We start from the raw sequence: 13,043 nt of genomic DNA, 5'->3' as shown, positions 1-13,043 counted from the left end.
GCAAAATGTAAGCCGACATTGATTCTCGGGAGCAATAGCGATAACCTTACGGCTTCACCCACCAGAACAAGTCCGCAGCGCAAAACGGCGTCGGGCGACAGGCTAGCTATGACAATGGCACGTTGGCTTCATCGGGGCATCGTGGCGCTGACGGCGGCTGGTAGTGTTTTTCTGGCGGGCAATACCGTGGCGCGCGAAACCGCGCCATACGTCACGGATCAAACGGCGGCGGTATCCGTTGCCGAGTTGCCTCGTGAAGCGCAGCGCACGCTGACGCTGATTGCTCAGGGCGGGCCGTTCCCCTATGCCAAAGATGGCATTGTGTTCGGGAACTACGAAAAGCGTCTGCCCAAAATGCCACGCGGCTATTACCATGAATATACGGTGCCGACTCCCGGTGCCCGCAATAGAGGTGCTAGGCGCATCATCTGCGGCGGTGACCAACGCACAGTGGATCCGTGTTACTACACGCAAGATCACTACAACAGCTTTAGACGCATAAGGGAATGACAGCAGTATGAGTGAGCCGGTTTTCGCACAGGAACGCGGGAAAGATCTTATGGCAGATCCATTCGGTGCGGGCGAGGGCAACTTGTTCAAGCAGGTGCTGGGCCTGCATGCTGTAGCGCGGGCCGGCCGCCGCCATACCTTATCGGAAGAGGGAGATATGAGTCTTTTCAAGACCGTCAGGCCGAATATCGTGCAGTCGATCCGCGCATTCCGCGTGCCGGAACTGGCCGCAGAGGCCGAGCGACTCGGGCAGCACTTCCTATACGCCAATTGTTCACAGGCGCAGAGCAAGGCCGAGGTGCTGGAGACGATTGCCACGTCGTTTCTATTTCCCAAGCATTTCGGGAAGAATTACGACGCATTGCACGACTGTCTCACCGATCTTGTCAGCCACTCTGGCCCGCAACCGGGTTTCGTGGTGGTGCTTGAGGGACTGCCGGTGGTGACGAAGTTCGATAAGGATGGCCGGGAAACGCTGCTTGATGTCTTCCGTGACGCTGCTGAGTTCTGGTCGGAGCGTCGTGTCAGTTTCCGTGTTTTCTACTCATTTGCCTGATCGCTACTGGTGTTATCGGCGGTGAATCCTCTCGAAATCGCCGCCCCTGACGTAGACAGATGAGTGCCGTGATGTGATCTTGTGTCATATCGAAGGCAAGAAAAAAGGTCCGCAATGCGGACCTTTTTTGATTTCACCATGACTCCAGTGCCGCATTTCGCTGGACTACGCCGAAGCTCGATACAGCAGGTTTATCAATAAATTAGGCGCGTCCACCATATGCCGGTGCTTTCCGAAACCTGACCCGACTTCCCGGCTGGTAGCCCCTATGAGGCTCCCGGGAATCGGGCCATTCCGAGGAGTCATCATGACAAAACTCAAGCTCGCCAAGCCTGCCTTGGGCCAGTACGGGGGATTGACCGTCGTCAGATGTGCGGGTCGCACATCACCAGCGGATACCGCAACACCTCTTCCAACGGGATGCGCTTGTGTGTCAATAGGGGAGGCCGTGCAGGAACGGCCCCTACCAGTGGGTCGCTCCAGGCCAGTTCGGCCAGCAGGCTGTCGCCGGCTTCATCGGACTGAGCGAACCTCACGTCGTACAGGTCGTCATGCAGCCCCTTGATCTGTTGCGACAACGGCACTTCGACCAGATGGATATCGACCTCGGGATCGTCCTCGTGGCACTGCATCAAGAAGGCGCTCAGGCGCGGCGATGTGATGCCATCGGACAGCGCCACACGCAGTTGGTTGGCCGTCGTAGCCGGCCGCGACGGCCTTGACACTCTCACGGGCCTGCTGAAAGGCAGTGAAGATGCGTGGGACGCGTTCCAGGAACATCTGCCCGGCGCGCGACAGGCGGGTGTGGCGCGAGTTGCGGATGAACAGGCGAGTGCCCAGTTCTTCCTCCAGTTCCTTGATGGCTCGCGACAGCGGCGATTGCTCGATATGCAACTTCTCCGCCGCACGGGCGAAGTGCAGTTCTTCGGCTACGGCCAGGAAGCAGCGCAGATGCCGAAACTCCATCACGCCCTCTCGTCGCTACTGCAAGGCTTCGGCCCGTAACGCGGCCTGCACGGCAGGCCGAGCGCCGACCCGCTTCACATAGGCCGGCAGCGCGGGCCAGCGGCTGAGGTCGATAGAGAAGAACTTGCACCAGCCCAGCACGGTGAACAGGTAGGCGTCGACCACGCTGAAAGCTGCACCTGCCAAATAGTCCTGCCGGCTCAGGGTGTCTTGCAGGTAGTCGAATCGCTTGAACAGCTTTTCGCGGAAAAACGCTTTGGCTTCCTCGGGTAACGCAGCGTTGAACAGCGGAGCCGAACCAGCGTGGATTTCGCTGGTGACGAAGTTCAGCCACTCTTGCAGGCGCACCCGCTCCCAGGTGCCCGCAGCCGGTGCCAGTCCGTTCTCCGGTTTGAGGTCGGCCAGGTACTGCACGACGGCTGGACCTTCGGTCAGGACTTGGCCGTCGTCCAACTCCAGTGCGGCGACGTAGCCCTTGGGGTTGACGGTGCGGAAGTCGCGGCCGTCGGCGGTCTGCTTGGTCTTGTTGTCCACCTTGACCAGCTCGAACGGTAGGTCTAGTTCGCGCAGCACGATGTGCGGGGAAAGCGAGCAGGTATAGGGGGCGTAATACAGCTTCATGAAGACTCCATGGGAAGTTGAAAGCCAGTCGCGCGGCACGTTGCCTTGCGCTGCATGCCACTGTGCTGGCATGGAGTCTTTCTGTAAAATTAATGTTTAATTTTTTATGTATTAGCTGGGCTACTGATATTCATGATGAACCTCCTGCACTGGCGTCTGCTAGTGGCTGTGGCCGAGGCGGGCAACATCTCGCGCGCTGCCGAGCGCGTGGGCATCACCCAGTCGGGTGCCAGCCAGGCCATCGCCCAGTTGGAAGCCGCGCTGGGCTTCCGGGTGTTCTCCCGGGAGCGGCGGCATGTCGGCGTCACGGCCCTGGGCGGACAGGTCATCGAGCACGCGCGCGCCATGCTGGAACGGCTGGACGCCATCCGTGTACTGGCCGATGACAGCCAAGGATTGAGCGGCGGACGCATCCGTCTGGCGAGCTTTCCGTCGGTGATTTCGACGCTGCTGCCCGGCCTGCTGCGCGACTTCCAGCGCCGTCATCCTGGCATCGAACTGGTGGCACTGGAAGGTACAGACGAGGAAGTGGAAGACTGGCTGGCCGCCGGCACGGTGGAGTTGGGTGTGGTGCTGAACCCCGCACCGAGCCGGGCGGCGGCGGTGTTGGGGCACGATGCCTGGGTGGCGGTGCTGCCGGCCAGCCATCCGCTGGGGCGTCGCGCCAGCGAGAGCGGTGTCACTCTGGAAGAACTGGCCGCGCAGCCCTTCATCCTCGCCACCGGCGGCTGCGCCGTGAATGGGCAAAGGCTGGTCGAACAAGCGGGCCTGCGCCTGTCAGACTTGCGGGTGACGGTGCGCGATTGGGCCAGCGCTTGCGTACTGGTGCGCGAAGGCATGGGCGTGGCGTTGGTGCCTGAATCGACCTTGCCCGATGAGCAGCGCGGCCTGCGTGTGATGCCGCTGGTGCCAGTAATCCACCGCGAGTTCGGTCTGGTGTGCTCGGATGCCGGGAAAGCGTCGCGACCGGTGCAGGCGCTGCTGGAAGGGCTGCTGTGCAAAGATGGCTCTCCCGGCAACAGATAGCTGCCGGTGCTATCCGATTGCAGGCCCGCGCTACCGTCGAGTACCGTCGCGGCGATCCACTGCCCCAGCCGCTGCTTGATCGCGAGCCTCCACGGCACTAGCGAGGAGCCTATGCCGTCTTCCAGCATCGCGTAGCGCCCGTTGGCGAGCACAGATAAGCGCCGGCCACATGCTGCCCACCCGTGAAGGGATGATGCCCTTTCCAACCTACGCTAGATATTGCTGTATCGCTTCAGGGTTCTCCGTCGCACTGTGCACCTATTTGGCCCCTGAGGCATAAGGCGTTGGAGGCAACCAGCCGCTGAAATCCGGCCTAACCTATTGCCCCACAAGACCTTTCACGCCGCTGCATAGGTCCGAAAAAAAAGTGACAGCGGACATTTTTCATTTCTGGCCAGGGGCCGACTATCCGACGCTTCGGTGCCACCTCAGCCGGTATGGCCGCCAAGGAACTTCTGCGCGAGACTTGCCAGATCCAACTGGCCTTGCGGCAGGTCGCCGTTCGGCGTGAGTTGATTGACTACCTCCGGCAGAAGCGAGGACAACTGCTGTGCGGCGTCGTCCTGGCTGATGCCTGCGGTATCGGCCAGTTGTTGCAGTCGACCGCCGGGCCCAAGCGCTTGCGCGACCTGATCGGCTGAGACGGGCTGGTTGCTTCCGGTACCGACCCACGAACGCATGGCGTCGCCGAGTCCGCCGGTTTCCAGCATCTGCGTCAGGCCGCCCAGACCGCCGAGCGCGCCAACCAAATCACCGGGGGAGGTCGCCTGGGCGCCTGAGCCCGTGGGCTGCGGTGCCTGCGCACCGCCCAGCAAGCCGCCCAGCAGGCCGCCGAGACCGCCACCGCCCGCTGCGGCGCCACTGCCGCCCAGCATTCCACCGAGTGCACCGCCTAGCGAACCGAGCAGGTCGCCGCCCTGACTGCCTTGACCTTGCGCGTTACCGGAGCGACTGGCGATCATCGCCAGCAAGCCCATCAGTAGCAGCATCTTGGTATTGCCGCCGCCGCTACCGCCACCGGCCTGATTGCCGGACACGCCGCCGAGAATGGAATCGAGGATACCCATGAGGAATTGCTCCTTAGGTTTGAGAAGCCGTTGATCGAGTCATCTATGCTTACCAACCGCCCCAGCGCGCGGCCAAAGCAGCGAGCACCGCAATGCCTGCCGTTTCCGTCCGTAAGATACGTTCTCCTAGGCGAATTGCCGCAAAACCGGCCTCCCGCGCAAGCGTTTCTTCCTGAGGTGTCAGCCCGCCTTCTGGGCCGAAGAGCAACACGCCAGATTCAGTCGGCGCTTCGTGCGGCAGCGAATCGAAACCGCTGTCCGCTCTAGGTGACAATAGTACACGCCATCCGTAGCACGTCATCGTGTTCTGCTCGCGTAACCATGGTCCGATCGGCCGGATCGGCAGGATGCGCGGCACGCGGTTTCGCCCGCACTGCTCGCACGCGGCTTGCGCCAGCGCTTGCCAATGCGCTACCCGTTTTGCGGCGCGCTCTGCATCGAGGCGGATCACCGAGCGTTCGGTGGCGAGCGGTTGGATGTCTGTCACGCCAAGTTCGATGGCCTTTTCGATCAGCCAGTCCATCTTGTCGCCGCCGGCGATGCCTTGTGCCAGCGTGACGCGATACGGCGCCTCCGTTTCCCGCGTATTGCGCTCTGCGAGCTGCGCCGTGGCGTGCCGCTTTTCCAGCGTCGTGAGTACGGCCGGATACTCGCCGCCCGTGCCGTTAAAAAGCGTGAGCGTGTCACCCGCCTTCAGGCGCAATACCTGAACGTGACGAACCACGGTGTCGGGAAGATCGAGCAGGGCGCCGGCGTGCAGTGGCGCATCGATGAAAAAGCGAGGCATACGGGCGAAAGGTGAAGGAAGGCTGCGAGGCCGGGCGATGGGGACAGAAGCATACCCCAACGCGATCGAAGCGAGCGTTTAGCCGCGCGGTGCCACGGGGCGAGCGAAGCCCCAGCGATACCCGTCCGGGTCTTCCAACTGGCAGAAGCGATCGCCCCAGAATTGATCGCTGGGTGGCATCAGCCCTTTTGCTCCGGCGGCAATGGCGCGGGCATATAACGCATCGACGTCTTCTGTATACACGTAGAAGCTCTGCGGCGCTTCCACGCCGGCGCTGCGCGGCGTGCGTGCCGTGCTGGCAAACGCGCCTTCGGGCGCGAACATCAGGATCAGTTGGCCCTGATAAAACATTTCGACATGCATGACCGCACCGTCGTCGTCCACCATGTCATGCATCGTGAAACCGAACGCCTGGGTATAGAACGTTGCGGCCGCTTTGGCGTCGCGCACGGTCAGATAAGGCGTCAACCACGGTACATGAGGCGGGCGGGAATCGGACATGACGGTGCTCCGGTAGGTCTGCCGGCGGGGGCAATGGGCGCGCGTTCCGAATCATGAAAACGGGGAAGGAACGGGCGTGGCCGACGGTCGTGACGAGCCCTCAATATACAAGGAACGCGTGTTCGCTTCACGCGCAGTGTGTCATCTTGATGCCGAGTGATCCGGCGAGCCGCCAAGCACATCCGTCAGTTCCGGCGGGACGTCGAACAGCGCGGCGTGCCGCGAGGGCGAATAGTGGCGCAGGGGTTGCAACGCGTCCGGCAGAGCGTCAGAGACGCTTGCGCGCACATCGAGAGAATCGCTGGCGAACACGAGTGCCCATTGCGTGCCATACAGTGGCACATACGTCGTTATGGGCTGGACGCAGGCGAACACCGAGCGCAGGGCGGCAAGCATCCGTCGCACCGGATCGGCCTCGAACCAGGGGGCTCCCAGTTGCAGGGCGATCCCGCCGCGTGGTGTGAGTAACGCGCGAATTTTGGCGAAGAACGCCGCATCGTGAAGCGTCGCCGCCTCGCCATCGGCTTCCGTCAGATCGAAAATCACGGCATCGAATCGTTCGCCACGTGCGAGCGCGGCATCCACGAGATGCCGGGCGTCGCCGATGACGAGCGTCGTGCGCGGATCGTCAAATGCACCGTCGGCCAGCGCCGGCATGTACCGAAGGATTGTTGCGGGAACCTGAGCATCGAGTTCGGCAACGACGACCTCACGCACACTTGCGTGGCGCAACGCCTCGCGTGCCGAGCCGCCGTCACCGCCGCCGAGTATCAGCACGCGCTCGACACTGCCGTGCGCAAGCATCAGCGGGTGCACCATGCATTCGTGGCAGATATGCGCATCGGCGAGCGAGGCCATGAACCGGCCATCGAGCCGATAAGCGCGTCCGAGCGCGCCGAATGCCGGCAGATCCAGGATCTCGATGTGTTGGTGAGCCGTCGTGGCGGCGAATACCGGGTGCGCGGCGAACGAATAACCGGCCCACTGCCCGAGCGGTGCCGTGTAACGGGGCGGCGCGATGCCGGCTTCATGTTCGGGGACGTCACGTTTGGCGGGCATTGGCAGGGTAACTTCCTCTAATTTGGGGCGATTACGCCACTTTCTCGCATGATTCCACGTTCCCGCCGGTTGGGGAAGTTCGCCACGAACGACCCGGGCAAGTGCCGTATCTGGTAAAATCTCGGTCTTTTCCTGCATTTGAATTTCGCGCGGCAGCTTGCGGCAACGGGGCACGCCCGCTCTTTCGGCTGGTCACCATGACGAACTCCTCTTCTGCTACGGCTGCACTGATGGCCTCTGCCATTCGCGTCCTTTCCATGGATGCGGTCCAACAGGCCAACTCCGGTCACCCTGGCGCGCCGATGGGCATGGCCGATATCGCCGTTGCTCTCTGGGGCCGTCATCTCAAACACAACCCCGTCAATCCGCACTGGTTCGATCGCGACCGCTTCATCCTGTCGAACGGCCACGGTTCGATGCTCATCTATTCGCTGCTGCATCTGACGGGCTACGATCTGCCGATCGAAGAGCTCAAGCATTTCCGTCAACTTCACAGCAAGACACCGGGTCACCCTGAAGTGGGCGTCACGCCGGGTGTCGAGACGACCACCGGCCCGCTGGGGCAGGGCATCACCAACGCCGTGGGCTTTGCGCTCGCCGAGGCGCTGCTTGCCAAGGAATTCAATCGCCCGGGCAACGACATCGTCGATCATTACACTTACGCATTCCTCGGCGACGGTTGCCTGATGGAAGGCATCTCGCACGAAGCCTGTTCGCTCGCGGGCACGCTGCGTCTGAACAAGCTCATCGCGCTGTACGACGATAACGGCATCTCGATCGACGGTGACGTCGAGTACTGGTTTGCCGATGACACGCCCAAGCGCTTCGAAGCTTACGGCTGGAACGTGATTCGTGGCATCGACGGGCACAATGCCGACGCCGTGGATGCCGCCATCGCGCAAGCCAAGACATCGGACCGCCCGACGCTGATCTGCTGCAAGACGCTCATCGGCAAGGGGGCTCCTAACAAGCAGGGCGGTCACGATGTGCACGGCGCACCGTTGGGCGCGGACGAAATCGCTGCCACGCGCGCTGCGCTGGGTTGGCATCTGCCGCCGTTCGAAGTGCCGGCCGAAGTCTACGCCGCATGGGATGCCAAGGTGGCAGGGCAGAAAGCCGAAGCCGCGTGGAACGAGCGTTTTGCCGCCTATCGCAGCGAGTTCCCGGCAGAAGCCGCCGAGTTCGAGCGTCGTATGAAGGGCGAATTGCCGGGCGACTTTAAGTCGGCTGCCGCGGCATTGATCGCCAAGACCAACGAGAAGGCCGAGACGGTCGCGACGCGCAAGGCGTCGCAACTGGCTATTGAGGGTCTGGCAGCGGTGCTGCCGGAATTCCTGGGCGGCTCGGCCGACCTGACCGGCTCGAACCTGACGAACTGGAAGGCCAGCAAGGCCGTGCGTGCGAACGCAGAAGGCGTGCAGTTCGGCAACCACATCAACTACGGTGTGCGCGAGTTCGGCATGAGCGCCATCATGAACGGTATTGCACTGCACGGCGGATACATTCCGTTCGGCGGCACGTTCCTGACGTTCTCCGACTACAGCCGCAATGCGCTGCGTATGGCGGCGCTCATGAAGCTGCGTTCGATCTTCGTATTCACGCACGACTCGATCGGTCTGGGCGAAGATGGCCCGACGCACCAGTCGATCGAGCATGTCTCGAGCTTGCGTCTGATTCCGCAAATGGACCTGTGGCGTCCGTGCGATACAACGGAGACGGCGGTCGCGTGGGTGGCTGCGGTGGAGCGTCACGATGGTCCGTCGAGTCTCGTGTTCAGCCGCCAGAACCTGCCGTTCGTCCCGCGTGACGATGCGCAGATCGCCAACATCCGCCGTGGCGGCTACGTGCTGCGTGACGTGGCGAATCCGCAGATCGTGCTGATGGCGACCGGCTCGGAAATGGATCTGGCCCTCAAGGGCGCCGAAGTGTTGGCTGCCGAGGGGATCGCGGCGCGTGTCGTGTCCATGCCGTCGACCAATGTGTTCGACCGTCAGGACAAGGCGTATCGCGAGAGCGTGCTGCCGCGCGGTGTGCCGCGTGTGGCCATCGAAGCCGGTGTGACGGCATTCTGGCATAAGTACGTCGGCCTGGAAGGCGGCGTAGTCGGCATCGATACCTTCGGCGAGTCGGCACCGGCCGGCGTGCTGTTCAAACACTTCGGCTTCACCGTCGACCACGTGGTTGCGACGGTCAAGTCCGTGCTTGGCTGATTTCGTTAGACCTTACGGAGATACCCCCATGACCATTCGCGTCGCTATCAACGGCTACGGCCGTATCGGCCGCAACGTACTGCGTGCCCACTACGAAGGTGGTAAGAAGCACGACATCGAAATTGTCGCCATCAACGATCTCGGCAATGCGCAGACGAACGCTCACCTGACGCAATACGACACCGCTCACGGCAAGTTCCCGGGCACGGTGTCGGTCGACGGCGACTTCATGGTCGTCAACGGCGACAAGATCCGCGTGCTGGCCAACCGTAACCCGGCAGAACTGCCGTGGGGCGAGCTGGGCGTGGATGTCGTGCTCGAGTGCACGGGCTTCTTCACCTCGAAGGAAAAGGCCAGTGCCCACCTGAAAGGCGGCGCGAAGAAGGTCATCATCTCGGCCCCCGGCGGCAAGGATGTGGACGCCACCATCGTGTTCGGTGTGAACGAAGGCGTGCTCAAGTCGACCGACACGGTCATCTCGAACGCTTCGTGCACCACGAACTGCCTGGCGCCGCTGGTTCAGCCGCTGCATGAGAAGATCGGTCTGGAAACGGGCCTGATGACGACGGTTCATGCTTACACCAACGATCAGGTGCTGACGGACGTCTATCACGAAGACCTGCGTCGTGCGCGTTCGGCCACGATGAGCATGATCCCGACCAAGACGGGCGCCGCTTCGGCTGTCGGTCTGGTGCTGCCGGAACTGAACGGCAAGCTCGACGGCTACGCCATTCGCGTCCCGACGATCAACGTGTCGATCGTTGACCTGTCGTTCATCGCCAAGCGCGACACGACGGTGGACGAAGTCAATGCGATCCTGAAGGAAGCCGCTGAAGGTTCGCTGAAGGCCATCGCTACGTACAACACGGCACCGCTGGTGTCGGTCGACTTCAACCACAACCCGGCCTCGTCGAACTTCGACGGCACGTTGACCAAGGTGTCGGGCCGTCTGGTGAAGGTCAGCTCGTGGTACGACAACGAGTGGGGCTTCTCGAACCGCATGCTCGACACTACCGTCGCCCTGATGTCGGCGAAGTAAGCGCGTTCGACGCGAGTTGTAAAAAAAGCCGCTGTCGTGAGACAGCGGCTTTTTTCATTGGTGATCGCTTTCGGGATTCGTCCGGTATCGGATTCGGTGGCGGGCAATATTCCGCGATTCAGGTGAGAAGTCGGGTGGGAAGCCTTGATCCGGCGATGTGCCCACAATGCCTGAGACGCACCGCACTTTACGGAGAGCTATCGTCAGCGAAGCGCAGTAACGTGGCGCTAAATGAGCGGCGGGGATGCGGGGAAAATCCCAGAACGCCCTTGCGGAAAGGCATTCTGACAGGGGCAATTTTTAGTTTTTTTGACGGTACGGGCACGGTTCCTTTGTGCAACTCCCGTACATGGCGAGCGAGTGTTCCTGAAGCTCGAAGCCGTTTTCCTTTGCAATCATCTTCTGGCGGCGTTCGATTTCTGCGTCGAAGAACTCTTCGACACGGCCGCAGTCAAGACACACCAGGTGATCGTGGTGATTGCCCTGATTGAGTTCGAAAACGGCCTTGCCGGATTCAAAGTTGCTGCGCGACAATAGTCCGGCTTGCTCGAATTGGGTCAGCACACGGTAGACCGTGGCGAGGCCGATGTCGAGATTTTCATTGAGCAGATGACGGTAGACGTCTTCAGCGGTCAGATGGCGCACCTTGGTACTCTGGAAAATCTCCAGAATTTTCAGGCGCGGAAGCGTGGCTTTCAGTCCGATATTTTTCAAATCGGCGGGATTCGGCATCGCTCTACGTCCCTAGAGTACAATACAGCCCCAATAATAATGCCTTTTTGCCTTGCCCGGGTGCAAACCGGGGCAAACGGGACGGTAATCGCCGTCAATGGGGGCGATGTGGCGGCGCGCCCGGCGTGCCGGAGTCAAGTTCGATTTTTTTGAAAGCGAGTCAGATTTGCGTCGTTATCTCTCCCTTCCGTTCTCCGTCTGTGCTGCGGCGGCATTCCTGGCGTTGGCCGGCTGCTCGACGTATGACAGCGTGACCGACAAAGTGATCGGCGTGGTCACGCCGTATCGAATCAACATCGTTCAAGGCAATTTCGTCTCGAAAGAGGCCTATGACCAGCTCAAAGCCGGCATGACCCGCGATCAGGTGCGCCAGTTGCTGGGCACGCCGCTGCTGACGGACATATTCCACGCAAACCGCTGGGACTACGTCTTCTACTTCAAGCGCGGCAATGCCTCCGTGGTGCAAGAGCGCCATCTGAGGGTGTATTTCGAGGGCGATACGCTGGCACGTTGGGAGGGCGGCGAAAACTTGCCGACCGAGTACCAGCTCGTTCAGGAAATCGACGGCCAGAAGGGCAAGACCGTGAAGACCGAGGCGCCCGCGCCGTCGACCGCGAGCGCTGCCGCCGCTGAGGCCGCAGCACCGTCGCCGGATGCTGCCGCCATCGCACCGACAGCCGCACCGGCGGCAAACGGCGTCTCGACGGGGGCGGCCGCCCCTGCCTCGCAGGCCGCGTCTGCTGCTGGCGACAGCGCATCGGGGAGCGCCGGCGCATCCAGCGGTACGGGGCTTGTTCCGTCGCCGGGCGTGACCTCCGGTGGTGGTCTGTTCTCGATGCCCAAGTAAGCGGTTGAACGTCTAAAGAATCATGATGATGAAAATTGCGATTGCTGGCGCCTCCGGCCGTATGGGCCGGATGCTGATCGAAACCGTCCTGGCGGCCGACGACGCCGAGTTGGTCGGTGCCCTCGATCGTGAAGGCAGCCCGGCACTGGGGCACGATGCCGGTGCGTTTCTGGGCCGCGAGACGGGGGTGAAAATCACCGCTGACCTCGACGCCGCGCTCGCCAACGCCGAATACCTGATCGACTTCACGCGCCCTGAAGGCACGCTGGCGCATCTGGCTGCCGCCGAAAAGCACGGCGTAAAGATGATCGTCGGCACCACGGGCTTTTCGGAAGAAGACAAGGCGCGTCTGGCTGCGGGGGCCGAGCGTGTGGCCGTTGTGTTCGCTCCGAACATGAGCGTTGGCGTGAACGCTACGTTCAAGCTGCTCGAAGTCGCCGCCAAGATCCTGAATACGGGTTACGACATCGAGATCATCGAAGCCCATCATCGCCACAAGGTCGACGCCCCGTCCGGTACGGCGTTGCGCATGGGCGAAGTCGTGGCCGAGGCGTTGGGCCGCGATCTGAAGGAATGTGCCGTCTATGGCCGCGAAGGCGTGACCGGCGAGCGCGATCCGTCGACTATCGGCTTTGCTACCGTGCGCGGCGGCGATATCGTCGGCGATCACACGGTGCTCTTTGCCGGCATCGGTGAGCGCATTGAAATCACTCACAAGTCGTCGAGCCGTCTGTCGTACGCGCAGGGCGCGCTACGTGCTGCCCGCTTCCTCGCGCAACGCAATACCGGCCTGTTCGACATGCAGGACGTGCTGGGCCTGCGCTGATCCAGCGTTGGCTTCTGGCCAGGGAGCCGGCTGGGCGTATCGCGCGTGATGCGCCGGCCGGTCTCTGAAGTCCTTGAAAGGGTCGGACTTCACCGCTGATCGCACGACGCATCGGCGGGTTCCGGAGTCAAAGCGACCTAAAGGCCGCATCCCCTCGCAGCCGCCGCGCCGAATCCGCTCCCGGCGGCGTTATAATTATCGTTTTCCCCGGATTTGCCCTGAAAGTCTTGCGTGCCGCGCCATCTGTGCCGCATGTCAATGGGGGCCGACCGAGCCGAATCCTATCCGCCGACCCA

The 13,043-nt window shown here is 62.0% G+C and carries 13 protein-coding genes and 1 pseudogene; 7 read left to right on the top strand and 7 right to left on the bottom strand.

From position 1 onward, the window contains the following. The first annotated feature begins 114 nt into the window (after positions 1–114). A complete protein-coding gene (locus C266_RS24815; RefSeq protein WP_010803972.1) occupies positions 115–510 on the top strand; it encodes a ribonuclease domain-containing protein in 396 nt (131 codons plus the stop codon). A 7-nt stretch (positions 511–517) separates the two neighbouring features. Continuing rightward, positions 518–1,066: a barstar family protein gene (locus C266_RS24810; RefSeq protein WP_036664343.1), complete on the top strand. Its 549-nt coding sequence runs from the start codon at positions 518–520 to the stop codon at positions 1,064–1,066. Positions 1,067–1,434: 368 nt separating this feature from the next. On the opposite strand, the pseudogene C266_RS24805 reads toward C266_RS24810, so the two are convergent. Together C266_RS24805 and gstA are read right to left on the bottom strand one after the other, a co-directional pair. After that, positions 1,435–2,032: pseudogene (locus tag C266_RS24805) on the bottom strand (LysR family transcriptional regulator); the annotation flags it as partial. A gap of 15 nt (positions 2,033–2,047) precedes the next feature. Beyond that, positions 2,048–2,653 (bottom strand): glutathione transferase GstA, encoded by a 606-nt coding sequence (gene gstA / locus C266_RS24800; RefSeq protein ID WP_010803976.1) that lies wholly within the window; start codon positions 2,651–2,653, stop codon positions 2,048–2,050. 132 nt (positions 2,654–2,785) lie between these two features. Between gstA and C266_RS24795 the strand changes: the two genes are divergently transcribed. Beyond that, complete coding sequence (locus C266_RS24795; RefSeq protein ID WP_210400024.1) at positions 2,786–3,679, top strand: LysR family transcriptional regulator; 894 nt, start codon at positions 2,786–2,788, stop codon at positions 3,677–3,679. A 428-nt stretch (positions 3,680–4,107) separates the two neighbouring features. Here C266_RS24795 and C266_RS24790 read toward each other — a convergent pair whose 3' ends face one another. The 4 genes from C266_RS24790 to C266_RS24775 form a co-directional block, all read right to left on the bottom strand. Next, the gene (locus tag C266_RS24790; RefSeq protein ID WP_010803978.1) at positions 4,108–4,746 is read right to left on the bottom strand and encodes a YidB family protein; all 639 of its coding nucleotides are present in this window, start codon (positions 4,744–4,746) and stop codon (positions 4,108–4,110) included. Between the two features lie 49 nt (positions 4,747–4,795). After that, entirely contained in the window at positions 4,796–5,533 is a 738-nt protein-coding gene (locus C266_RS24785) for a 16S rRNA (uracil(1498)-N(3))-methyltransferase (protein ID WP_010803979.1), read from the bottom strand. Between the two features lie 78 nt (positions 5,534–5,611). Further along, positions 5,612–6,034, bottom strand: coding sequence for a glyoxalase/bleomycin resistance/extradiol dioxygenase family protein (locus C266_RS24780; protein WP_010803980.1), 423 nt, complete (start codon positions 6,032–6,034; stop codon positions 5,612–5,614). Between the two features lie 141 nt (positions 6,035–6,175). Further along, positions 6,176–7,093, bottom strand: coding sequence for a spermidine synthase (locus C266_RS24775; RefSeq protein ID WP_010803981.1), 918 nt, complete (start codon positions 7,091–7,093; stop codon positions 6,176–6,178). 197 nt (positions 7,094–7,290) lie between these two features. Here C266_RS24775 and tkt point away from each other — a divergent pair, with 197 nt between their 5' ends. Further along, a complete protein-coding gene (gene tkt, locus C266_RS24770; protein WP_010803982.1) occupies positions 7,291–9,303 on the top strand; it encodes a transketolase in 2,013 nt (670 codons plus the stop codon). A gap of 28 nt (positions 9,304–9,331) precedes the next feature. After that, complete coding sequence (gene gap / locus C266_RS24765; RefSeq protein ID WP_010803983.1) at positions 9,332–10,342, top strand: type I glyceraldehyde-3-phosphate dehydrogenase; 1,011 nt, start codon at positions 9,332–9,334, stop codon at positions 10,340–10,342. Positions 10,343–10,642: 300 nt separating this feature from the next. On the opposite strand, the gene fur is transcribed toward gap, so the two are convergent. Further along, positions 10,643–11,074: a ferric iron uptake transcriptional regulator gene (fur, locus tag C266_RS24760; RefSeq protein WP_010803984.1), complete on the bottom strand. Its 432-nt coding sequence runs from the start codon at positions 11,072–11,074 to the stop codon at positions 10,643–10,645. A gap of 166 nt (positions 11,075–11,240) precedes the next feature. Between fur and C266_RS24755 the strand changes: the two genes are divergently transcribed. Together C266_RS24755 and dapB are read left to right on the top strand one after the other, a co-directional pair. Then, on the top strand, positions 11,241–11,921 hold the full coding sequence (locus tag C266_RS24755) for an outer membrane protein assembly factor BamE (protein WP_246831224.1): 681 nt from the start codon (positions 11,241–11,243) through the stop codon (positions 11,919–11,921). 28 nt (positions 11,922–11,949) lie between these two features. Continuing rightward, on the top strand, positions 11,950–12,747 hold the full coding sequence (gene dapB, locus C266_RS24750) for a 4-hydroxy-tetrahydrodipicolinate reductase (RefSeq protein WP_010803986.1): 798 nt from the start codon (positions 11,950–11,952) through the stop codon (positions 12,745–12,747). The last annotated feature ends 296 nt before the right edge of the window (positions 12,748–13,043 follow it).

It is taken from the genome of Pandoraea sp. SD6-2, assembly GCF_000389825.1.
GTDB lineage: Bacteria > Pseudomonadota > Gammaproteobacteria > Burkholderiales > Burkholderiaceae > Pandoraea > Pandoraea communis.
This window is presented reverse-complemented; position numbering and strand designations above follow the sequence as displayed.

What these genes read in the sequence shown, in the direction of transcription:
- C266_RS24815 (WP_010803972.1), top strand. Translation starts at nt 115, where the DNA reads ATGGCACGTTGGCTTCATCGGGGCATCGTGGCGCTGACGGCGGCTGGT.
- C266_RS24810 (WP_036664343.1), top strand. Translation starts at nt 518, where the DNA reads ATGAGTGAGCCGGTTTTCGCACAGGAACGCGGGAAAGATCTTATGGCA.
- gstA (WP_010803976.1), bottom strand. Translation starts at nt 2,653, where the DNA reads ATGAAGCTGTATTACGCCCCCTATACCTGCTCGCTTTCCCCGCACATC.
- C266_RS24795 (WP_210400024.1), top strand. Translation starts at nt 2,786, where the DNA reads ATGATGAACCTCCTGCACTGGCGTCTGCTAGTGGCTGTGGCCGAGGCG.
- C266_RS24790 (WP_010803978.1), bottom strand. Translation starts at nt 4,746, where the DNA reads ATGGGTATCCTCGATTCCATTCTCGGCGGCGTGTCCGGCAATCAGGCC.
- C266_RS24785 (WP_010803979.1), bottom strand. Translation starts at nt 5,533, where the DNA reads ATGCCTCGCTTTTTCATCGATGCGCCACTGCACGCCGGCGCCCTGCTC.
- C266_RS24780 (WP_010803980.1), bottom strand. Translation starts at nt 6,034, where the DNA reads ATGTCCGATTCCCGCCCGCCTCATGTACCGTGGTTGACGCCTTATCTG.
- C266_RS24775 (WP_010803981.1), bottom strand. Translation starts at nt 7,093, where the DNA reads ATGCCCGCCAAACGTGACGTCCCCGAACATGAAGCCGGCATCGCGCCG.
- tkt (WP_010803982.1), top strand. Translation starts at nt 7,291, where the DNA reads ATGACGAACTCCTCTTCTGCTACGGCTGCACTGATGGCCTCTGCCATT.
- gap (WP_010803983.1), top strand. Translation starts at nt 9,332, where the DNA reads ATGACCATTCGCGTCGCTATCAACGGCTACGGCCGTATCGGCCGCAAC.
- fur (WP_010803984.1), bottom strand. Translation starts at nt 11,074, where the DNA reads ATGCCGAATCCCGCCGATTTGAAAAATATCGGACTGAAAGCCACGCTT.
- dapB (WP_010803986.1), top strand. Translation starts at nt 11,950, where the DNA reads ATGAAAATTGCGATTGCTGGCGCCTCCGGCCGTATGGGCCGGATGCTG.